General features: G+C 32.7%; 22 protein-coding genes and 4 pseudogenes. 4 read left to right on the forward strand and 22 right to left on the reverse strand.

What is annotated here, in order from left to right; genetic code table 11:
* Positions 1–109 precede the first annotated feature (109 nt).
* From M014_RS0105990 to M014_RS0106045, 13 genes and pseudogenes are all read right to left on the reverse strand, one after another.
* Positions 110–568 (reverse strand): hypothetical protein, encoded by a 459-nt coding sequence (locus M014_RS0105990; protein ID WP_026590905.1) that lies wholly within the window; start codon positions 566–568, stop codon positions 110–112.
* Between the two features lie 183 nt (positions 569–751).
* Complete coding sequence (locus M014_RS0105995; protein WP_026590906.1) at positions 752–1,189, reverse strand: NUDIX hydrolase; 438 nt, start codon at positions 1,187–1,189, stop codon at positions 752–754.
* 539 nt (positions 1,190–1,728) lie between these two features.
* On the reverse strand, positions 1,729–2,937 hold the full coding sequence (locus tag M014_RS0106000) for an L-lactate MFS transporter (protein ID WP_026590907.1): 1,209 nt from the start codon (positions 2,935–2,937) through the stop codon (positions 1,729–1,731).
* Positions 2,938–3,241: 304 nt separating this feature from the next.
* Positions 3,242–3,385 carry a hypothetical protein gene (locus M014_RS29545; RefSeq protein WP_026590908.1) on the reverse strand — a complete coding sequence of 48 codons (144 nt, stop codon included), beginning with the start codon at positions 3,383–3,385 and terminating at the stop codon, positions 3,242–3,244.
* Between the two features lie 53 nt (positions 3,386–3,438).
* Positions 3,439–4,461, reverse strand: a complete 1,023-nt coding sequence (locus M014_RS0106010) for a serine hydrolase domain-containing protein (RefSeq protein WP_026590909.1) — start codon at positions 4,459–4,461, stop codon at positions 3,439–3,441.
* Positions 4,462–4,628: 167 nt separating this feature from the next.
* Positions 4,629–4,850 (reverse strand): heterocycloanthracin/sonorensin family bacteriocin, encoded by a 222-nt coding sequence (locus M014_RS26495; RefSeq protein ID WP_081810976.1) that lies wholly within the window; start codon positions 4,848–4,850, stop codon positions 4,629–4,631.
* 403 nt (positions 4,851–5,253) lie between these two features.
* Positions 5,254–5,665, reverse strand: a pseudogene (locus M014_RS26500) (NUDIX domain-containing protein).
* Between the two features lie 73 nt (positions 5,666–5,738).
* Positions 5,739–5,858, reverse strand: a pseudogene (locus M014_RS29945) (GNAT family N-acetyltransferase); the annotation flags it as partial.
* A 222-nt stretch (positions 5,859–6,080) separates the two neighbouring features.
* Positions 6,081–6,392, reverse strand: a complete 312-nt coding sequence (locus M014_RS0106025; RefSeq protein ID WP_035414637.1) for a heterocycloanthracin/sonorensin family bacteriocin — start codon at positions 6,390–6,392, stop codon at positions 6,081–6,083.
* A gap of 408 nt (positions 6,393–6,800) precedes the next feature.
* Complete coding sequence (locus tag M014_RS0106030) at positions 6,801–7,247, reverse strand: NUDIX domain-containing protein (protein WP_026590911.1); 447 nt, start codon at positions 7,245–7,247, stop codon at positions 6,801–6,803.
* A gap of 64 nt (positions 7,248–7,311) precedes the next feature.
* Positions 7,312–7,644 carry a divalent cation tolerance protein CutA gene (cutA, locus tag M014_RS0106035; RefSeq protein WP_026590912.1) on the reverse strand — a complete coding sequence of 111 codons (333 nt, stop codon included), beginning with the start codon at positions 7,642–7,644 and terminating at the stop codon, positions 7,312–7,314.
* A gap of 29 nt (positions 7,645–7,673) precedes the next feature.
* Positions 7,674–8,135, reverse strand: a complete 462-nt coding sequence (locus tag M014_RS0106040) for a GNAT family N-acetyltransferase (protein ID WP_026590913.1) — start codon at positions 8,133–8,135, stop codon at positions 7,674–7,676.
* Positions 8,136–8,291: 156 nt separating this feature from the next.
* On the reverse strand, positions 8,292–9,224 hold the full coding sequence (locus M014_RS0106045) for a DMT family transporter (protein ID WP_026590914.1): 933 nt from the start codon (positions 9,222–9,224) through the stop codon (positions 8,292–8,294).
* Positions 9,225–9,381: 157 nt separating this feature from the next.
* Here M014_RS0106045 and M014_RS0106050 point away from each other — a divergent pair, with 157 nt between their 5' ends.
* Positions 9,382–10,833 carry an aminotransferase-like domain-containing protein gene (locus M014_RS0106050; RefSeq protein ID WP_026590915.1) on the forward strand — a complete coding sequence of 484 codons (1,452 nt, stop codon included), beginning with the start codon at positions 9,382–9,384 and terminating at the stop codon, positions 10,831–10,833.
* A gap of 264 nt (positions 10,834–11,097) precedes the next feature.
* Here M014_RS0106050 and M014_RS0106055 read toward each other — a convergent pair whose 3' ends face one another.
* Positions 11,098–11,622 (reverse strand): GrpB family protein, encoded by a 525-nt coding sequence (locus M014_RS0106055; protein WP_026590916.1) that lies wholly within the window; start codon positions 11,620–11,622, stop codon positions 11,098–11,100.
* Between the two features lie 273 nt (positions 11,623–11,895).
* Between M014_RS0106055 and M014_RS0106060 the strand changes: the two genes are divergently transcribed.
* The gene (locus M014_RS0106060; protein ID WP_026590917.1) at positions 11,896–12,363 is read left to right on the forward strand and encodes a DUF2306 domain-containing protein; all 468 of its coding nucleotides are present in this window, start codon (positions 11,896–11,898) and stop codon (positions 12,361–12,363) included.
* A 273-nt stretch (positions 12,364–12,636) separates the two neighbouring features.
* Here the strand turns inward: M014_RS0106060 and M014_RS0106065 are convergent, their stop codons facing one another.
* The 3 genes from M014_RS0106065 to M014_RS0106075 all read right to left on the reverse strand — a co-directional run bounded on the left by M014_RS0106065 (position 12,637) and on the right by M014_RS0106075 (position 16,058).
* The gene (locus M014_RS0106065) at positions 12,637–13,491 is read right to left on the reverse strand and encodes an alpha/beta fold hydrolase (protein WP_026590918.1); all 855 of its coding nucleotides are present in this window, start codon (positions 13,489–13,491) and stop codon (positions 12,637–12,639) included.
* A 279-nt stretch (positions 13,492–13,770) separates the two neighbouring features.
* Positions 13,771–14,649 (reverse strand): glycerophosphodiester phosphodiesterase, encoded by an 879-nt coding sequence (locus tag M014_RS0106070; RefSeq protein WP_026590919.1) that lies wholly within the window; start codon positions 14,647–14,649, stop codon positions 13,771–13,773.
* Between the two features lie 203 nt (positions 14,650–14,852).
* The gene (locus tag M014_RS0106075) at positions 14,853–16,058 is read right to left on the reverse strand and encodes an MFS transporter (RefSeq protein WP_026590920.1); all 1,206 of its coding nucleotides are present in this window, start codon (positions 16,056–16,058) and stop codon (positions 14,853–14,855) included.
* A 565-nt stretch (positions 16,059–16,623) separates the two neighbouring features.
* On the opposite strand from M014_RS0106075, the gene M014_RS0106085 reads away from it, so the two are divergent.
* Entirely contained in the window at positions 16,624–17,334 is a 711-nt protein-coding gene (locus tag M014_RS0106085) for a hypothetical protein (RefSeq protein ID WP_170833640.1), read from the forward strand.
* Between the two features lie 34 nt (positions 17,335–17,368).
* On the opposite strand, the gene M014_RS0106090 is transcribed toward M014_RS0106085, so the two are convergent.
* Positions 17,369–17,875 carry a DUF3189 family protein gene (locus tag M014_RS0106090; RefSeq protein ID WP_026590922.1) on the reverse strand — a complete coding sequence of 169 codons (507 nt, stop codon included), beginning with the start codon at positions 17,873–17,875 and terminating at the stop codon, positions 17,369–17,371.
* A gap of 286 nt (positions 17,876–18,161) precedes the next feature.
* Between M014_RS0106090 and M014_RS0106095 the strand changes: the two genes are divergently transcribed.
* Positions 18,162–18,695: a GNAT family N-acetyltransferase gene (locus M014_RS0106095; RefSeq protein ID WP_026590923.1), complete on the forward strand. Its 534-nt coding sequence runs from the start codon at positions 18,162–18,164 to the stop codon at positions 18,693–18,695.
* Between the two features lie 96 nt (positions 18,696–18,791).
* Here M014_RS0106095 and M014_RS0106100 read toward each other — a convergent pair whose 3' ends face one another.
* The 4 genes and pseudogenes from M014_RS0106100 to M014_RS27955 all read right to left on the reverse strand — a co-directional run.
* Positions 18,792–19,508: a YrrS family protein gene (locus tag M014_RS0106100; protein ID WP_026590924.1), complete on the reverse strand. Its 717-nt coding sequence runs from the start codon at positions 19,506–19,508 to the stop codon at positions 18,792–18,794.
* Between the two features lie 341 nt (positions 19,509–19,849).
* Positions 19,850–20,008: pseudogene (locus M014_RS29950) on the reverse strand (IS4 family transposase); the annotation flags it as partial.
* A gap of 63 nt (positions 20,009–20,071) precedes the next feature.
* Positions 20,072–20,779, reverse strand: coding sequence for a DNA alkylation repair protein (locus M014_RS0106105; protein ID WP_026590925.1), 708 nt, complete (start codon positions 20,777–20,779; stop codon positions 20,072–20,074).
* 46 nt (positions 20,780–20,825) lie between these two features.
* A pseudogene (locus M014_RS27955) lies at positions 20,826–20,939 on the reverse strand (TetR/AcrR family transcriptional regulator); the annotation flags it as partial.
* Positions 20,940–21,010: the final 71 nt, after the last annotated feature.

The raw sequence follows: 21,010 nt of genomic DNA on the forward strand, positions 1-21,010 counted from the left end.
ATTACTCGCTTTAGTAGCTCGGTATAATCCCCTTTTTTCTTTGTTTTTACGTATTATTTGTTTGTATTTTGATATTCGTTATTATCTAATAATGTAAAGCAGCTATTACTTATATAATCGTATAGTCATCAAAATATTGATCGATGCTTTGTAGTTTTTCTACTTTAAAATTTGTAATAGCAAAAGAACTCTTATGTAAATGTAACGTTTCATCTAAGGTAATAATGTTGCCGTCTTTATCAAGCATTATGAACGAATAAACGCCCTCTATAGTAGCTGTTACTTTTCCTAACGCTTTTTTATCCAACCATATAGATAGTCCTGCAAACAAAGAAGCAGTAACAAACATTTTGTTATCTATTAATTCAAGTTTAATATAGTCTGGACTGTCAATGTCAAATAGCTCGACGTAATTACATTCCGAATTTCCGTATTCTTTTTTAAAATTATCAATGAAACTACTAATAAACATTTCTTTGTTATTCAAATTTTCTAGTATTTCTCCACTTTCATTCAGTATAAGTTCCTCAAGTTTTTCGTTTGAAAGTATTTCGTTATATATTCGCATAGTTATTTCTCCTAAGCCCTTATTATTTCTGTGCATAATAATTTAAATGGTAACGATTTGTTTTTTAATAAACCTTTTTCATCCATGTATTGAATCAATTATTCTAATTTCTTTTCATGGGATATTCTTAGTTATCAAGTATCTTTCCCCTTATATTTGTTTCACCTTAAAATATTAGTTGTATTATTTGTGAATGATTGTCCCATTAAAAATATATGGTACAGTTACTTTTCGTTGTAACAGACCTTTCACATGTTCGGGAAGTCGTAAATATGTTTCAGCGGTTTGTAACTCCATCCATTTAATTTCCTCGATTTCTTCGGGCCTTGATATGTGTATTGCTCCACCTGTGATTTTCCCTACAAAGTTAATAAAAATAGCATGGTGCCCTTTTTCCTCAAAAAATGCTTCACTTATTGAAAAAATCCCATCTACCTCTATATCTAATCCTGTTTCTTCTTTTACTTCACGAATTGCTGCTTCTTCTAACGTTTCACCAAACTCGACTGCACCACCTGGTAAAGTAAAATAAGAACCATTTGTGCCTGTATTTTTAACCATCAATACTTTTTCTTGAAACTCATCAAAAAGTAGTACGTATGTTACAGTAACTTTTTTCATAAGAACCTCCTTAGTAAATTTCTAATATACAGTTCTATATAAGGTGTTGTATCCCCTTGTTAATAAATTTTAAATATTATTATATGGAATATTAAGGATGTTATTTGTTTTTATTTAAAGAAACGACATAACCGGAGAACGTATGGGCAATTCTTAAGTCAATGTTGGGTTAATATAAAAATTTTTTTTAAAAATGTTATTCATTTTAGGACTTTTAGGTACATTTGTGGGATTTGGTTTTTACATAGTGGATTCAATATCGCATCGAGAATTTACAGTGTACCTTGCTTTGGCTTTTATAATTTGCTTTGTGTTGTCCTATATTCTAGCGCATATTATCAGTAAAGTTAAGAACTGGAATTTTTCAAATGCAGATGCAAACTTTGATGGAGATATCGGAGGTTGTTTACTAACTCTTATTTTATTTCTATCATTTTTATTATTATTTGGTGTGAACTACATCGTTTGTAAAATAACTGGAAATTAAAAAATTTAATTCCTTTTCAAAAGAGCCCTAGTATTCATTTAGGGCTCTTTTCTTAAGCTATTTTTTGATATAGCTTTTGTTTTTCTTTCTTTTTCTCTTTATTTGGTGGTCGAATTAAAATAGCAATAACAAAGGATATAATACACAGTATACCGATTGTAATAAAAGTAGGCTGAAACCCACCTAACAAAGCGCCGATAAATGCCCCCGCGAGTGCTCCAAAGCCAAAACCTTGATATACGATTCCATAATTTGTACTATGATTTTTTAGACCGAAGAAATCCCCCACAATTGCCGGAAATATGGTGATATTACCTCCGAAACAAAATGCAACACTTGCAACACAAGTAAAATAAATAGCGTAGTTTAAATTCATAAAACTGAGTGTGAACACAGACAAACCGATTACGACAAAAGTTGCGGATACAATTTTTAATCGACCTATTTTATCCGACAATGTCCCGAGAATAATACGGCCTGCAGTATTAAAGATTGCAATCATTGCAACGGCATTCGCTGCGGTTGCTGCACTCAGTCCTACGAGTTGAACTCCGATATCTTTTACCATACCGATTAAATATAGACCGCTCATGCACGATGTAAATAACATAAAAAATAATAAATAAGCTTGTTTTGTACGTAACATTTCTTTCGGTGAATAATCACTACTTACAGTTTCAGATACTGTTTCATTTGTAGGAGCCTCACGTAAGAAGAAAGATCCTACGAGTATTACAATCAAAACGATTATGCCCCAATATAAAAAAGCTTCCGATACACCAACTGTATCAATTAGCTTTCCATTCACGTATTTAAAAATTAAGCTTCCCATTCCATATGCTGAGACTGAAATACCAGAAATTAAGCCTTTACGATTTGGAAACCATTTAATTAAATTTGATAATGATGTGATATAAGCTGTTCCATCTGCATACCCTACGACGACACCAGCTAGTAAATAAAGTAACGCTAATGAAGAGACTTGTGAGCTAAGAATTAATCCAAAACCAAGAATAATTCCTGCAGTTGCAATAAGTTTACGAAGTCCCATTTTTTGTTGTAATTTACCTGCAAACAAAGTTGAAAACGATAAAGAAAAGCTGGTAATTGAAAAAGTTATCGCCACAGTATGAAGTTCCCAGCCAAATTTACTTACTAAAGGTTGATTAAACAAACTCCATGTATAAATAGTTCCCAGCCCAATTTGCACGATGATTGTGCCTAGGACAATAAGCCATGGGTTTATAGATGCTTGTTTCATGCGAACTGTCCCTTTCTTATCATGACATGATTTATCACAATTTAGTATATCCGTGTTAAAAGACGAGATACGAATTTAAAAACTGGAAATTAAATTAGAGTGATTGTATAAAGTCAACAAAAAGGCACTTCAGTAAGAAGCGCCTTTTTGTTGATTAGATTATATACGGATTTATTGTAAAAAAGCTGTGTTAAGATAAGACATTTTCAAATGCTTATATACATATAGTACCAAATGATGCCCTTATTTTTATAGGGCCTAAGATGTATTTTTCTTTCATAAAAAAGTCTTATAAAAATAAAAATTAATATTCGATTTCCTCATAATCTTTTGGTTGTGGAACAGTTTGCATATTTGCTGCATCTTTTGGATCGCTATATATAGCATTTTGCTCTATGCTTGTGTCTTTGATATTTTGTTTTGTAGTTCTATTTGTTTGTTTTTTCATAAGGGCTCACTCCTTTTCTGTATAAAAGTAGTTATACCCTAATTTAAATATTTTTACTGGTATGTAAAAGATGATTTCGAGAATGTATCAGCGACTAAATTGCTAAATTCTCGTAAATAATACAGATAATTGTCTCCCCCATAGTTATATCTTTTATTATACATTTTGGCAACGACAACATTATATTCGGGAATAACTAAAATGGTGGGTCCTGTAATGCCTAATATTTGATACGAGCCTTTAGGCACTCTTTCTCCAAGTTCACTTTGTAAAGCCGGTGTGTTTTGAACGAACCAAAAACATCCATTTTGTGGTAGGTCCATGTTTTCATATTTTGGGCTTTGAAGACTTGTTGCAATTTTAATGACCTCTTTCGGTACAATTTGTTTTCCGTTTAAATACCCTTCATTTAGATGTAAATTTCCCCAATAGGCGAATTCTCTAGCAGAAACGAATAGATTCTTTTCTGTTCCATCATCTAATATTCCAGTACTGCATATCGCTTCTTCATGAGGATTTACTATTACCTTTACCAAATTCTCATGATGCTTTTTTCGCCATCCTGTTTCTTTAAAACCTGCAGGTATAAAGATACGTTTCTTTAATAGCGTTGGAAAACTTGTATTATATAGCTGATTAATAAGGTGCGTCATCATACGTACATTAATGTCTCTATATGCCCATCCTTTTCCAGGTTCAAATTCTCGATAAATGGTTCCGTCTACTTTTTCATTTAAACCGTGTGAATGGGTTACTAAATGTCTTAATGTTGTTTTACCAAGTAAATCTTTATCATAGTCTTTAAAATAATCAGCTGCGTAATCATCGAGATTCTTTATTTTCCCTTCATACAGGGCATAAGCGACTGCTAGACCTAAGTAGCTCTTTCTAGCCGAAGCGACATTAAATTGTGAAGAAGCTGTTATTGGTGCACTGTTTTCAGTATTAGAATGTTTTCCACTATAATGTTCAAGCACCACTTCATTATCTTTCATAATAAAAAGTGCTGCTGCAGTACTATGATTCTGTTCTTTTATTTCTTCTACCCATGAAACTAATTTTTGAAATGTATTCAATGTATCATTCACCTCTAAATAAAATGCTATATCAGATATTAAATTCGACAAAAATAGAAAATGCCCTTTAAATTATTTACTCTACAAAATGAAAGAAAAGTGTCTCTACAATTTGAACATGTACATACACTCTTCTTTCATATAATAACTTTATTTATGCTACAAAGTTAAATGAACCACCAGCTCCAGCAGCTAAAGCAGCCAAAGCATCCGCCACAACCGAAGCAACGTCCACCACATCCGCCACAACGTCCGCATCCGCCGCAGCGACGAGCATCTTCTTGTGCATAATAGTATGGATATTGGTTTTGATTATCCCAGTACACAACATTTCCAGACTGATAATCATTTAAATTCAATGAGTGCAGTTCTTGTTGAAACTCATTCATTTTTATGACCCCCGTTTATAAAATTAATCTTCCATCTAACATAATTCATTGGTGCTTTTCTATATTTTTTTGCTTGTTTAATCTCTGTAATAAGCAGTGATAAATATAGAAACTATAAACTAATTTCAATACGTACAACAACAAAATATGAGTTTTTACTGGGTGATGTACCTTGTTCGGTTGCCTATTTTTAAATAGCTTATATGATGGATTTATTATTATAAACATTTTCAAAATATGAAATTGGACAATGAATATAATTTTACATGAATTTCTCATTTGTAAATTTAATGGGGGAATCTCGCAATATGATATGGGGGGGTACAATCGAGGTGGAAAGAATAAGTTGGGTACTTATACAGTAATATTTACATTTAAGCACCCCATACCCTTTATCAACTTTTTATAAGTTGCTAATCCAACAATTTGATACATTATCTTTCTGCATCTTTTCTATTAATCTTTGAACAGAGGGTTCGGGCATTATTTTATATGTAATGAAATTTTCATTACTAAGGATGATCTAATGAAAAGCCAAGTGAGACTCTTTCGAAATCGGCGCTATATCACTATGTAAGTCTTTACTATAAACCTCGAAAACATGATTAATTTCATAATGAAGAGTCTCACTATCTTGCCAATCGTTTTCAATAACACCTAAAAAAGCGCCTAATTTCACAATCGATCCCTACCTCTTCTTCCAGTTCACGAATTAATGCGCATTCTGCAGGTTTTCCTAATTCTACATGACCACCTGGTAGAAAAGAATGATGCCTTTTATAATTTGCTATTAAAAGTTTGTTATCTTTAATAATGATTCCTCTTACAATATGATGAAATTTTGTTTTCGATTAGGTTTCTCCTCTTTATCCATTTTCTTAATTAAAGTTAAACAAGTAAACGATATACTTCTTCCCCATCATAAACATGATCAAGATTTACAAAACGATAGCTTTCATATAATCTTTTTGCCCGAGTGTTCTTTTTATGTATAGTTAGACGAATCTCTTATTCCGTACCTTTATTTCTTCTACCCATGAAACTATTTTTTGATATGTATCCAATGTACCATTCATCTCTATATGAAATGCTATGTCAAATATTAATTTCGATGAACATAGAAGATGCTCTTTTATTTGTTAAATTCACAAAATGAAAGAAAAGTGTCTCTACAGTTCATACTTGTATATACACTTTTCTTTCAAAAATATCTTTATTTATGTCACGAATTTAAATGACCCACCAGGTAACACCATTAAAACCGTCAAAACAATTAGAGCAACCACCGCAACCACCGCAACCACCACAACCAAAACAACCGAAGCAACCAACACACCGGAATCCACCACAACGAAATCCACCGCAACGGCCACCGCAACCACCGCAACCACCGCAACGACCACAACCGCCACAGCGACGAGCATCATCTTCAATATAGTAATGTGGATATTGGTTTTGCTGGTCCCAATACATAACATTTCCAGACTGATAATCATTAAGACTTAACGCTTGTAGTTCTTGTTGAAACTCATTCATTTTCATGACCTCCGTTTATAAATTAAAACCCCATCGATGCTTTCTTAGATTTCTGTTCGTTAAATCTAAGTAGAAATAGCGCTATAAACTAAGCTCAATACGTACACCAACAAAATATGACCTATCACTAGATGATGCACCTTGTTCATATGCCTATTTTTAGGTTGTTTTTATTATGGGGTTATTTTTATAAATGGAAATTATAAAATATGAATTTAAACAATAACATTTAGCTTTATGTCATCATTTTCTAGTTCTATAGCTTAAGCGTGGTAGTTTTTTGCGTGATATCTTTTAGTCATAAAAAACACAGATATTAAATTTTTAAAAAGATGAACTAAGAGTATATTAGTTTTTCGAGAAAGGGTACTTATATCATGTTTTTTTTACAACGTAGTACTCTTACATGTTAGTTTATAAATTGCTAAGCCAACAACTTGATAATTCCTCTTTTTGCACCTTTTCTATTAATCTTTGAACAGAGGGGTCGGGCATTATTTTATATGCAATTAGATTTTTATTATTAGGAATAATCCAACTAAAATCCAGGTGAGACTCTTTAGAAATTGGTGCTATATCACTATGTAATTCGTTACTATCAACTTCGAAAACATGATTAATTTCATAATGAAGTATTTCACTATCTTGCCACTGGTTTTCAATCACTCCTAAAAAGCGCTTAATTTCACAATCTATACCTATTTCTTCTTTCAGTTCGCGAATTAATGCGCATTCTGCAGATTCTCCTAACTCAACATGACCACCTGGTAGAAAAGAGTGATGCCCTTTGTAGTTTGCTATTAAAAGTTTGTTATCTTTTATAATGATTCCTCTTACAATATAATGAAATTTTGTTTTCAATTAGCTTCCCCCTCTTTATGCAGTAACTACTTTATAGTATTTATGTTCATAAAGAATATTACATTTATCCAAAATACTCATTTAGTAGTGGAATAATATAAATCATAGGTGTTTCGTAGGGATGAATGCGATGAATAACCGCAAGTGCATCTTTTACTATTTCTCGTTTGCACCGTATTTCCACCTTACATTCTTGTCCTTCGCATATTTGACCAATTTCTCCATTATAAGGTTCTGAGTTAGTTAGCGGTCTCCAGTACCCTTTAACTGAGCTATAAGACATGCAGTTATCATAATTCCCCACTTTACAAGCCTGGACTTTATTTAATGCATCTCGTAAGTCTTCAATAAATTCTTCTGGAATAAATATTTCGATTTTTACTTCGTTAAATTGCATTCTTTGTTTCACACCTTTTTTAATTAAAGTTAAACAAGCAATCGATATACTTGCTCTCCATCATAAACATAACCAAGGTCTACAAAACCAAGGCTTTCATATAACCTTTTTGCTCGAGTGTTCTCTTTGTGAACAGTTAGACGAATTTCCTTGCACTGGGAGAAGTGATTGGTAACCCATTTAATCATCTCTATAAAAGCAGATTTTCCGTATCCCTTTCCTTGATATTTTCCATCAATCAAAAACCCATTAATCCAATACATGTCCACTGTGTTTCTATCGAAGGCATGCATAATAAACCCAACCATAACATCATCATCGTATATAGCAAATGGTATATATTCTACGTTGTCACCATCTGGTTTTATATATACTTTTGCAAGTGATACAGCTACAGACGGTACAAATTGATTTTGTTCCTTGGATACTTGTAATTTTAGTGCGTCTTCCCAATTTTCTCTTGTCACGACTTTCAATTGTAGGTTTACCATATCAAACTCCTTTGGAATAATGGATTATGAAATTATTGAAAAATCCTTATATGAATTGAAACAACACAAATAATTGGTAAGAAAAAAACTTCTTTAATTTTAATTCTTCTTTTATATTCGTTTCATTCCATTAATCTCCTTTTTCTCATATAGATTTTAAAACATCGAATGTGATTTATTTACATCGTTTGTTCTTTCAATTCGTATGTAGTGATCTTTTTCGTTTTTTATATGTGCAAGTACAACGCCAAATATTGTTATGACACCACCAAGTATTGATAACATAGTAGGAACCTCTCCTAACCATATCCAACTAATAAAGCAAGCAAACGCTGGTGTTAAATAAAGTGAGCTCGTTGCTTCAGAGGCTCCAGCATGAGAAGTTATATAAGCCAAAGCTATATACGGAAGTACCGTTGGAAAAAGACCTAAATACACAGCGCTAAGAGTAACTTCTATAGGAGCTTTTACTATTTCAGAGCCAAGCCCTGGTAAAAAGATTAGCATTAATACAGTCCCTGCCCATATCGTATATACAGTAAACGGTAAACTTCCATATTTTTTGAGGAATGGTTTTTGAAAAACAAAGAATAAACTTTCTGAAATTGCAGCAATAAGTATAAGTAGTATGCCAGTGTTGAATCCGAGTTCATCTCCAGTACTAATTGATATGAGTGCTACTCCTATAAAACTAACTGCTCCTCCTATCCATCCCCATAATTTAAATTTTTCACGGAAAAATATAAGAGCAAGTACTGCAGTTATGATAGGGGTAACTGATACAATCAAACTTGCAGGCCCTGCGCTCACACTTTTCTCTCCATAATTTAAGGTGATGTGATAAACGGTAAAACCTAAACCGCCTAGAATGAATATTACCGGTATGTCTTTTAATTCTGGTAGACGCATTCTACGTATGACCGCTAAAATAACTAAAGCAAATGAGGCTATTAATAAACGTAATAACGTAAGATGTTCCGGCGTATATGCTTCAAGCCCAACGCGAATTCCAGGAAATGCAGAACCCCAAAGAACAATCGTAATACAGTGTGAGAATAAAACACGGAAATTCCATTCACTATATTTCATACCATCTCTTCCTTTCATATAGAAAAAGCCAGCCACTTTTCCTTTTCCAATTATTTCTTTTCATAATATTCAATCGTTGATAAAATGTCTTCAACCAGTTCTTTAATAAAAAAACCAACCACTTTACGGTTCATTAGTAGAAAAAAGGGGGCTTTTTATGAATACATATAATCCAAAGTCGAATAAACAATCCCCCAAGTACCAACAGATTATGGAGTATATGAAAGTAAAGATTACAAATGGCGAATGGCCGATAGGTAGTAAAATCCCAAGTCAACGAAAATTGGCACAGATATTTGATGTAAATCGAAGTACGGTTATTACAGCATTAGAGGAGCTAACTGCAGATGGTTTAATCCAAGGGAAAATGGGTATGGGTACAATTGTGGTCAATAATACATGGACCCTATTAGCTACTGATCCACCGCCTAATTGGAATGAGTATGTGAAAGCGGGTTTGCATAAACCGAGCAAAGAAATGGTTCAAGAAATTAATACAGTAGAATCAAATAAACAATTCATTCACCTTAGTAAAGGCGAACTTGCTTCTAATATTTTCCCATTAGAAACAATGCAATTAGTCATGCAAGAAGTTTGTAAAAACCTCACTGCTTTCGGATATGAAGAACCAAAGGGGTTTCTTCCTTTACGTGAAGCCATCAGTAATTATGTAAGTTCATTTGGTATTCATGTCTCACCATCTTCCATATTAATCGTCTCTGGAGCTTTACAAGCATTACAGTTGATAGCTGTTGGTCTGCTACATAAGGGATCTCCAGTTCTACTTGAACAACCATCTTATCTCTATTCGCTTCATGTATTCCAATCAGCAGGAATGCATTTATCAGGAGTATCCTTGGATTGCCAAGGGGTTATACCAAGTGAGTTATCTAGACTGAATAAATACAATGGTGAAAAAACTGTTTTATATTCTATTCCTAGCTTTCATAATCCCACAGGAACTTTAATGTCAAAAACTCGGCGAAAAGAACTTATAAAAGTATGTGAGAAAGAACAACTTCCTGTTATTGAAGATGATATTTACCGTGAATTATGGATTGATGAGCCACCTCCTCTCCCGTTAAAGGCAATGGATAAACACGGACATGTATTACATATCGGTAGTTTATCAAAGACACTAAGTCCAGGTTTAAGAATCGGATGGATTATCGGCCCTGAACCTGTAATTGAACGATTATCAGATATAAAAATGCAAACAGACTATGGTTCTAGTTCTTTATCACAAAGAGTTGCTGAAAAGTGGCTTTCTAGCGGTTTGTATCAAGAGCATGTAGAATTTGTGAGAGCGCAACTAAAGATACGAAGAACCCTAATGATTCAAGCATTGGATATGTATTGCAAAAATATTGCCGAATGGAATGTTCCTAGTGGTGGTTTTTTTATATGGTTAAAAATAAAACCGAAAATTCCAATGAAAAAACTATACTCAAAAGCGTTATCTAGCGGGATACTTCTTAACCTAGGGCGTATTTATGGAGAAGAGTCTGATCAGCATATTCGACTTTCGTATGCCTATGCATCTGTGGAAGATCTAACAAAAGGAATCTATCAATTAAGCGAAATTGTTCGAGAGTTGATAAACTCATAGTAAAAAAGCCTGTTCCTTTAAGAAACAGGCTTTTTTATAAATTTATTAATCCTCTTATTGAAATAAAGTGAAACTCCTATTGGCGGGGTGTTTAGTTCCCCACTGATGGTTAACACAACCAATAGGGATTTATATTTTTTTATTCATTCATTATGGTTCTAATTTCTTATAAGGCAAGAATATTTGCATTAATTTATCTCTCCACAAATAGCCTATTTGCTTGTTCTAAATATTACAGGTAGCAATTCGTATTTTTATTCCTTTCTAGTTTTTATAAAGAGTTTTCTCCAAAACTCCTTTTATAAAATCTGTTTTCGCCTTACAATAACGATCAATATCTTTCCGATAATTTTCAGCTAGTTTGTATTTCAATTCCTCATATTCTTTACGTGCAGCTTTATTCGACGATAAATAATCACGTAAAGCGATATGCTCTAAATAACCTTTCCCGTCCTTTGGACAATCATAGAGATGGTATTTCATAAAATGATCTTCTTTATTCCGTTGAAAAGCTTCACGACCTTCAACACCTAGATCTCCTTGATATTGATAACCTTCTTTTTCTAATCGTTTTATAATATCAGGCAAAATATCGTAACTATCTATAATGACATCAATATCAATAATCGGTTTCGCTGCTAATCCTTCAATAGAAGTGCTCCCTACATGTTCAATTCTTAAAGTCAAATCTCCAATATAACTTTCAATCATCATTTTGATTTTCTTAAATTCCATTTTCCATTCAGGATTATAAGGCATAATTTCTATTACTCTTGTTTTTTCAGCCATTAGTCTGTTCCTCCTTAATAAGACCTAGAACTTTTGCAAAAGCAGGTTCTGTTTTCTCTTTTTTTCAGAACTGTAATATCTCCTCAAACATGAGGTAGTTACTTAAAATTACAATATATATTCTAAATTAGCTAATAAAATATGATGAAAAATATTAAAGATAGAGAATGTTCTAGAAGCACCTTTATTTCAATATATTAAATTGAACCAAAGATGTATTTCATCTCTTCGTTAACAAACCAAAAATATTAAAGTAGCAAAGGAGGAAGTTTATTGGATATCTTTCACATCCTGTTAATCATTCATATTCTATTTGGGACCATATGTTTAATTTCAGGGGCGGTTGCAATGTCTGCAAAAAAGAGAAAAGGAACTCATACAGAATGGGGTGAAGTTTACCATGCATCTTACGTTGTAGTTTTCATCACTGCAATTATATTATCTATTTTACATTGGAATGAGATTGCTTATTTGTTTTATGTCGCACTTTTTTCTTATTCATTTGCTATTTATGGTTATCTTGCAAGAAAAAGACGTTGGAAAAATTGGATTCATCATCATATTAGAGGTATGCTAGGTTCATATATAGGTGCTGTAACGGCCCTTTTAGTGAACATCGGGAGCTATATTCCAATATTAAATTTACTTCCTAAACTATCGTTTTGGTTTTTACCTACATTGATTGGTACCCCACTTGCAATAATGGTTGTAAAAAAATACAAAAAACATACAAACAAGTAAAAAGTTCTATCTCTCTTGGAAAATAATAAAAGCACCATTAATCATGCAGTAAATATTCTGCTTCGATAATTAGATTCAATGATTTATATTATGACGCAATCATTTTAGTTGAAAGAAAAAGAATCCAGATTTTACTGGGTTCTTTTTTACTTTAGACTCGTCATGTTAAATCTATTTCTGTATCATTGTCAATTAATTATTAAAATAAAATAGACGATCTACGGATTAGAAAAATCCTTAAATCGTCTATTTTAGCTGTGTAATTTCCTACACTTACACTCTTGAAGTATGTTTCGAAATAGCGTTAATTATATTACCCCAATCATCAAAGTGAATTTCATGCCCCGTTCCCTCTAGTGGTAGTAACGATGCATTAGGAATTTCATTAGCTAGAGCTAAGCCATGTTCATACGGAAGCGCCGTGTCTTCGGTACCGTGAATAACCAAAGTAGGTATATGTATTTCTTTTAATTTCCCCTCATAGTAATCATCACCTTTAAGCAGTGCATGATTAAACATACTGAGTAGATTGTTTGCTCTTTTTATTTCTTTTGTTACCTGCTTTGTAACTCTTTGTTCATCAAATTTATGCTTTGGTCCACAGAGTAATGCTGATCCTCTAACCAAATAATTCACTACAGATTCGTTATCTGTCCAGTCCAATTTACTTCCATTCGCATGATTAGCAAGAATTTTTTCATCCATTGGAGGTAAATTTCGATTATTTTCATCAGACCCATAAATACTTGATGCAATCAAAGTCATTGTTAGAACTCTTTGAGGATGTCTTACTGCGATAACTTGAGCAATCATACCTCCCAAGGACATTCCAACAATATGCGCTTGATTAATATGGTATGTATCCAGTACTCCAACAGCATCATCCGCCATGTCTACTACAGTATACTGAGAACTCCCTGGCTCGTAGACAACGGAACGTCCAACATCTCGATGATCGTATCGAATAACGTATCGCCCTGTATCCGCTAATCTTTGGCAAAACTCTTCATCCCAGTAAACCATTGAACACATTGCTCCCATAATCAATAAAGTAGCTGGATGATTAGGATCTCCAAAACTCTCTGTGCATATATCAATTCCATTAATTTTATTTATCTTTTCTTTCATAATTCATTCCTCATTTCATTCGAATTTGGTTATTTGGAAAAAAGTACATCAAAACAGCTCAAAATTCACTTTAGAAAAATGAACGAATAGAAATGTACCTGAAATTAACGGAAACGATTGAACTTTATAATCATGCTAAACACTCTCCTTATAAGAGATGAATAAGAGGCTTTAGCCCACTATTTATTATAATATGTCTTAGTAGCGTAGTTAATCTATTTTATTACTAATGAATATTGATCAATAAAACATCCAAATCATAATATAAGATGTTTTATTTTAGCTTTTTATGTGCTGCAAACGATCCGGATAATTCGTGAACATGCCGTTTACACCCCATTCAATCAATTTTTTCATATCTTCCTCTTTATCCACTGTAAATGGGTGAATTTCTAAGCCGTGTTTTTGTATTTTTTTAACATAGGTAGCATTCATAGATGTATAATTCATGCCCAAGCCCAAACAATACGTTTTGTACTCCTTAAAGTCTTCATTAGTTAATCTCGTTGCTTCCTTATGTGTTAATAATTGCACTAGAGGAATGCTTGAATTTAGACTATGAACTCTTTTTAAACTTTCTTTACTAAATGATTGGATGATTATTTTTTCCTTTATAATACTTGGATCAGTTAATTTGTATTGATTCAGTATTTCTAATAGTTTTTCTTCCATTCCAGGATAGTCTTCTGGTGATTTTGTTTCGATATAATATCGAGCATCATGTCCAAACGTTTCAATAATTTCTGCAAGTGTTGGTACTTTTACATCCTGAAATTCTTCTTTTACTAGATTGGGATGTTTTTTGTTAAAGAAACTACTAGCATCAAGTCTTTTTATTTCTTCCAATGTATGATCTTTAACAAGTCCTGATCCATTTGTTGTTCGATTTAATGTATCATCATGCATGGCAATTAAGTGCCCATCTTTTGTCATTTGAAGATCTATTTCTATATAATCGCTTTTAAATTGTTGACCTAATTTGTAAGCTGGTATTGTATGTTCTGGAGCATATGCGGATGCCCCTCTATGAGCAATCGTTATTACATTATCTGATTGGTTCTTAGCTTTTATGTAATTCTTTTCTTTTGTTTGCTGTAGAATGACGATGCTTATTCCTATCCAAAGGAAAATAATTGTAGTGATAAGTGGTTTTTTCATAGTAATATTTTAACTCCTAGTCTTTTACTCTATTTATCTATATTACACGTTAAAATTTAAGTAGGCTTAAATTTGTTATTAAGGTTTTGTAACAAAGTTATGCAGTCTGTATAACGGGTAATTGCATAGTCAATATTTTTATAAAAAACAGACCATGCTTTCAGGATTGAATCTATCCTAAAGCATGGTCTATTTACTATGAGTTACAATTCAATATTTTTAGGTACTTCCTTTACACCTTTAATCGGTAAGCAAGTACCTATTAGTGCAATGATAGCACATCCAATAAACATAACAGGTAACCCATATACAGCAAGTAAAGATAGCGTACCAAAAATAATTAAATCCAGCACTGAATCGAGCACTGATAACAATGAAATTGTGGTTGCACGTACATGTGATGGAATTATATCATTACTCAGTTGTGAATAAATCGGGTATCTTATTGCTCTTACAAATCGTAATATAATAAATGCTCCTAAAACGACCCATAACGTATTTCCAAAGCACGCTGCTAATAGTAATCCACAGACAGCTAATGCACCTGAAAGATTTAATAAAAATATACGAGAGAATTTTTTGGTTAACCATCCTATTGAAATGGATGCAAAATATCCGCCTATTGCAGCGACTGCATATAATATACCAATTGCAAATACAGGAACTCCTGCATTTTTCAAAAGTAGTTGATCGTAGTTATCAAAAACCGCACTCGCTGAAATAAATACAAGTGATATATTCAAGAACATGATGAGTAATTGAGGTGCTTTTCGAATCACTTGTATTCCTTCGACTACTTGTGAATACGGTGACTCAATATATTCAAATCCCGCTGCTGGATTTTTTATAAATAAAATTAAAAATAATTCTACGAAATGAAAAAAAAGCCCGAGTGTAATTAAAATAAGAAATTGCTCTTCCTTTAAATCTTTCGCAAAATAAGATCCAAAAATAACAGCAATCATCATTGAAATAAAGCTAGCCGATTGAATTTTTCCCATCGCTTTATCCATAAGATGTTGTTCATTCGTTTCTTTTAACGATTCATATATTAAGGCTTCGTCAGCACCTGAGAAGAAAGTGACTGATAAACCATTCAACAAGCTATATAAACAAAATAACCATATATTATCAGCAAAGAACAAAATAGAGATACTTATAATTTTGATGCAAGCGCCTGTTATAAACGAGAGTTTTAAGCCGAAGCGATCTGCAAAAACGCCTGCCGGTACTTCTCCAATTAAAACCGCTCCACTCCAGCACATTAATACAATGAGAATATTGGAAGGAGTGAGTCCTCTTTCAACATAAAACAACGTCATAACTGCTTGTAAAAAACTAATTGTTCCAAAAAAATGAACCCAAAATAAAATAGAAATATTATGATTTGCCAGCGTATATTTTTTCAAACTTTCTCCTACTTTCCGATATTTATATTCTTTGCGGAAATAGGAGTGCTAAGTTAGCTTAAATGCTATTCACTCCTCTTCCTTCATTTGAGATTCGTTTTAAATTTTTTAACATGCGAATTCCTCCTTACGTTTAATTATATGTATCGTAACAAAAATTCTAAATATTTACAAAACGAAAATATAAACTGGATAAGATTGTCGAAATGAAAAAAGTGGTATATAATAGGCAGTAACATTACTAGTAATTATTTTAGGTATTCCTAGAATAAAGGAGCGATACATATGAAAATTACTATTTATTTCGGAAGTCATGAAGATCAAGATGTACGTACAATGGATTGTCATTTAGATGTAGACGATGCAGAAGAACTTGTTTCTGTTTCATAATATAAATTACAAATAATATGGGTTGAATCCTCTTCCCACTTACGTTCAAGACACCTTTTAAAAGGTGTCTTTTTTATTGTTTTTTGATAAAAATCCCTTTACTTTGTAGTGATTAAATAGTAAAATATAGATATGCGAACAAATGTTCTTTTTTATTTCAATCGTACTTGAAGGGATGATTTTTACAATGGCTCAAAACAAGCGCAGAGGAAGAAAAAAGCATACACCGACTATCTCAAATACAGGCTTTATCGGTTCTGTGTTTATTGATACATTGGAACTACAAAAAAAATCCTATTACTTTGCCCGAAAGAAACTTCAAATTGTCCATCATGTGTTAGATGGTCTTGCAGGAGCAACAAGCTCTCTATTTAAAGAACATAATATTTCTGCATATATATCTTGTGTGTATTTACATAAACAAAAGAAAATCGGTTTTGTTCTCTCCACAAAACCTTTTGAACAAGCTGATGGTGTTGCTTATTTTAAAAATTACTTAATTGAAAAGAATTTTTACGATTCTCAAGATGCTGAATTTCAAGAGGTATTTAATACAGGCTTTATTGGGGTTGTATTTGCTGATTTATCTAGCATTGACCGCTTTAACTTTGATTTTGAAATGAGTATGCTATCAAAATTAATGAAGGATATGATTATTCCTGTTAAGGAGCTATTTTTACGTCATAATACCCCTGCTTATATCTCTACTTCTCATTTAGAGGAACAAAATAAATTAGGCTTTGTTTTATCTATAAAACCTTATGATGAACGTGCAGAAGCGGATTTATATTTTGAAACATATTTAAAAGAACGTGGCTTATATATTGGTGATGAAGAAGAGGACATTGATAAGATTGTTATTCGAAAAAAAGTTGAATTAATATAGAAAAAATGCAGGATTGCAATATATCCTGCATTTTTCATTTAAAGACTTCATTTTCTAAAATAACGACAGAATCATTTGTCATTCTCCCAGCTTCTTTTGTATAACTTACAAGTCGTTGTATATTGTCACAACACAACTTTGCTCCCCATACAAGTAATGGAACACCAATAAAATCAATATGGAACCTTCTTGAAAACAAGCCTCCAAACGTCATAGGAAGTGGCACTGTTGGAGATGTATTTGAAAAAATGATTTTTTCGTTGTTTTGATATTGATGTTGAAGAATTTCTCCTAAATTCTTCATAGCTGGAACAACTAACTTTGATGTTCCGTGCCCTATTGTGTAAACTGGGTTCCCTTTCTCGTCTCGCCCATGAAAAATTATTTTTCCCATATCAGAAGTTTTGAGTTTATTGAAATAATCCACATTTAAAATTTCTTCTTTGGTCAGTCTTCGATCGGTTGGTAATTTGTTTAAATGATATGCTGCCGCAAGTGAGGTTGTATGCGTTCCGCCAAAATCAGTGTAAATAAAGATCATGGTATCATTCCTTATCATAAGTGTTCAATGTTTATTAGTATCACCATTTCAATATTTACTAATCAAATAATGTGGGGATTTTATAACTTATTTGATTAATTTGATATATTTCTTTCAAAAATAATATCTTCTACTTATTACTGTAACAAGTGGCGTACAGAAAAAGCGTTTGTATAACGATTAACATATAATGTGTACCTCACGAAGAAATATACTTGAGTTTTAAGTTACAATACGATTATGATATCTAGATAGAATATAATACTGAAAGGATGGTGTATTCTCTTTGAATATCCTTGAAACAGAACGTCTTATCCTTCGCCTACAAACAACCGACGATGCATCATTTATCCTTGAGCTTTTGAATGACCCTTCTTGGTTACAATTTATAGGTGATCGCGGTGTGAGAACGATAGAAGATGCAAAAGCTTATATTTTGAATGGAACGGTTCGTATGTATGAGCAATATGGTTTCTGTCTTTTTTTAGTAGAACGAAAGGAAGATCATGTTCCAATTGGAATTTGTGGTCTAGTAAAAAGAGATTCACTGGAAGATGTAGATATTGGCTTCGCCTTTCTTCCCAAGTATTGGGCCAAAGGATATGCCTATGAAGCAGCTTCTGCGGTGATGGCATATGGAAAAGATAAATTGGGGCTAAATCGTATTGTGGGGATTACTACTCAAGAGAACCACGCTTCAGCTAAGCTATTAAAGAAAATAGGATTACAGTTTGAACAATTAATTCAGTTAGCTAATGATGCTGAAGAACTTAGTCTGTTTGTATTCGATAAACGAAAAGATAACCATATCAACAAATAGCAAACATATTAAAAATAGGAACTCATGTAAAAGACTCTCCAATCGGAGAGTCTTTGTCTTATATACTGAATTTTGATAGATCATTTGTCGGTATAACTATTTTATAGCCTGTACAGATACGGGCTTCCATCCCTTATTTTCAACCCAATCAATGTATACTTTATATTTTTTATTGCTTTGCTTATCTCGCACATTACCATATGCTTTATTCGTTCCATTATTTCCGATAAAATCATAAATGATTTGTGATTCAGGAACATCAACAGCGGAGGAAATTGCCTTTTTCATCTCATTCCAATCTGTCGTTCCCTCTTTAAATTGCATGGCAGGTTTTGTTCCTTGTTCTGTACCAACTGGCTGCCATTGATTATTTTGTTCAGTTTGGTTTTTAGTTGTTCCCTCTTCATTCACCTTCTGCTTTTCCATGTTTGTATTCTTTTGTTCTTCTTGTTTTTTCACTTGATTTTCATTAAGCTGCTTTTCTTTTTCCGGTAATTTTGAGGTTTCTTTCACTTGATTTTGTTGCTCTGCTAATGTTTGTTTTTCAACTTCTTTGTTTAATTGTTCTTTTGATGCGTCTTCTTCTGATTGTTTTGCGTTTTGTTCCTCTAATTTACTTTTTTTCGCTTCTTTAGATGCTAATTGATCTACCTTCTTTTCTTCTAGACGCTCTTTTCCTTTTGTTTGATCAGTAAAAAATAACTGATAAGATACCATGCTGACTGTCAGTAATACCAAACTTAATCCAATATTAACAACACCGCGCTGTCGACGGGTTTGTTGTTTTTCTTGAAACCTACTTTCATTTCCCATTCCTGAAACCTCCATATGACTTTTACAGTATACCTGTATGTTGTTTTCTTTACTTTAGACTCTAGTAAGTTTATTTTCATATTTTTGATGTTGATAAACTTTAAAATTCCATATGTATAGTCTTTCTCATTTTCCCCCTTATCACTTACACAAACATCTATTGTAAATTCATTTTTTAATTCGTACATTATTACACACGCTTTTCTATATTACATTTTAATATTCAGAATTTCAACAATAAAATTCATATTAAGCTAGAATATTTCTACTATTTTTAATACAAGTTTCGATTACTTTAACAATTCATTTATTTTTATGAAATACTTGGGAATTTAAAAACGAAAAATGGGGGTAAAATGATTAGGAACTTGAAAAATAGTAGCATCTAAAATACGTATACGTTAAAAATAAGAAGTATATTGACTTTGGATTTGAGACGAATTGTTTAGTTGGATTTAGACTAAAAGAGAAAATATGCGCTATAGAAATAAAATAGCGCACTCGAAATCATAAAAAAGAGTGTCAATCCTTCTTGGATTAACACCCCAATACTAAGCTAATTTTTAACATCTTACATATTTACGTTTGAAACCAAGCCTCCCTCTATCAATTTCTTTATGAATACTTTCGTAAGCATTTAGGAAACTGCTTTTTTTCTTGTCCCGTTTTACTTCTACTGTACCTATTTCCTTTGTGGTCTCGACTGCTTTTTCATGTAACGGCAAATATGAAATCCCCACGGTGTATAGAAAATTATTCATAGCGGATTTCGTTCGTTCTGGCGAATCATGAATCGTATTTTTCACAATTTCAAGCATATTAGAAATCTTACTTTCGGAAAATTCATTGTCTAAGCGATTCCCTAAAAGCCAGCAGTAGCAACTCCAGCCCGCTGACATTCTCAGTTCGTCACCGCTTGCAATCCATTTATCAGCAACGTCTTGTGCAAAATCTGACTCTGATAAAGTTACTGCCACCACAAAATCAGACAGCATATAAAAATACGCCCCATCCATCCAACGATCAAAATCCGACTCACTCATAGCTTTTGGGTTTGCAATAATGCCCGCAAAGTACATTGCATCGTAGTTACCTGTGGAATAAAGCTCTTCAGCTAAACGTTGATTCATTTTTAATTTCTTTGCGATTGGTTTCATAGCACCTGTAGCTACCCCAAAAAGCGGCTCTTGCGCACCATTGGATATGTACATTTTTTTCGTTCGTTCCTTACCGAGGGCTTCCAGCTCCTGCATAACTTTTTCGAAATCCATAGTTTTGCACTTCCTTCCTTTATATTAAGACCCTTCTAATTGTAACTTTATTTTGATAATGGTAATAAATATGTCCTTTTCTATAACCAGAGGACTTCGTAATATCTTTAACAGAAGTCTTTGCATAAGAAAATAGTTCGGTTACTTTTTCAGCTATCACTTATTTTTCTTGTTCAATGTCATAACGTCTTTTATTCAACACTTTTCTCCTTTCATTTGTATCTTTGAATT

It is taken from the genome of Bacillus sp. UNC437CL72CviS29 (assembly GCF_000482345.1).
GTDB lineage: Bacteria > Bacillota > Bacilli > Bacillales > Bacillaceae_G > Bacillus_A > Bacillus_A arachidis.

Excerpts from the sequence above, each read along its gene's own strand:
- M014_RS0105990 (WP_026590905.1), bottom strand. The coding sequence starts at position 568 with ATGCGAATATATAACGAAATACTTTCAAACGAAAAACTTGAGGAACTT.
- M014_RS0105995 (WP_026590906.1), bottom strand. The coding sequence starts at position 1,189 with ATGAAAAAAGTTACTGTAACATACGTACTACTTTTTGATGAGTTTCAA.
- M014_RS0106000 (WP_026590907.1), bottom strand. The coding sequence starts at position 2,937 with ATGAAACAAGCATCTATAAACCCATGGCTTATTGTCCTAGGCACAATC.
- M014_RS29545 (WP_026590908.1), bottom strand. The coding sequence starts at position 3,385 with ATGAAAAAACAAACAAATAGAACTACAAAACAAAATATCAAAGACACA.
- M014_RS26495 (WP_081810976.1), bottom strand. The coding sequence starts at position 4,850 with ATGAATGAGTTTCAACAAGAACTGCACTCATTGAATTTAAATGATTAT.
- M014_RS0106025 (WP_035414637.1), bottom strand. The coding sequence starts at position 6,392 with ATGAAAATGAATGAGTTTCAACAAGAACTACAAGCGTTAAGTCTTAAT.
- cutA (WP_026590912.1), bottom strand. The coding sequence starts at position 7,644 with ATGCAATTTAACGAAGTAAAAATCGAAATATTTATTCCAGAAGAATTT.
- M014_RS0106040 (WP_026590913.1), bottom strand. The coding sequence starts at position 8,135 with ATGGTAAACCTACAATTGAAAGTCGTGACAAGAGAAAATTGGGAAGAC.
- M014_RS0106045 (WP_026590914.1), bottom strand. The coding sequence starts at position 9,224 with ATGAAATATAGTGAATGGAATTTCCGTGTTTTATTCTCACACTGTATT.
- M014_RS0106050 (WP_026590915.1), top strand. The coding sequence starts at position 9,382 with ATGAATACATATAATCCAAAGTCGAATAAACAATCCCCCAAGTACCAA.
- M014_RS0106055 (WP_026590916.1), bottom strand. The coding sequence starts at position 11,622 with ATGGCTGAAAAAACAAGAGTAATAGAAATTATGCCTTATAATCCTGAA.
- M014_RS0106065 (WP_026590918.1), bottom strand. The coding sequence starts at position 13,491 with ATGAAAGAAAAGATAAATAAAATTAATGGAATTGATATATGCACAGAG.
- M014_RS0106070 (WP_026590919.1), bottom strand. The coding sequence starts at position 14,649 with ATGAAAAAACCACTTATCACTACAATTATTTTCCTTTGGATAGGAATA.
- M014_RS0106085 (WP_170833640.1), top strand. The coding sequence starts at position 16,624 with ATGATTTTTACAATGGCTCAAAACAAGCGCAGAGGAAGAAAAAAGCAT.
- M014_RS0106090 (WP_026590922.1), bottom strand. The coding sequence starts at position 17,875 with ATGATCTTTATTTACACTGATTTTGGCGGAACGCATACAACCTCACTT.
- M014_RS0106100 (WP_026590924.1), bottom strand. The coding sequence starts at position 19,508 with ATGGGAAATGAAAGTAGGTTTCAAGAAAAACAACAAACCCGTCGACAG.
- M014_RS0106105 (WP_026590925.1), bottom strand. The coding sequence starts at position 20,779 with ATGGATTTCGAAAAAGTTATGCAGGAGCTGGAAGCCCTCGGTAAGGAA.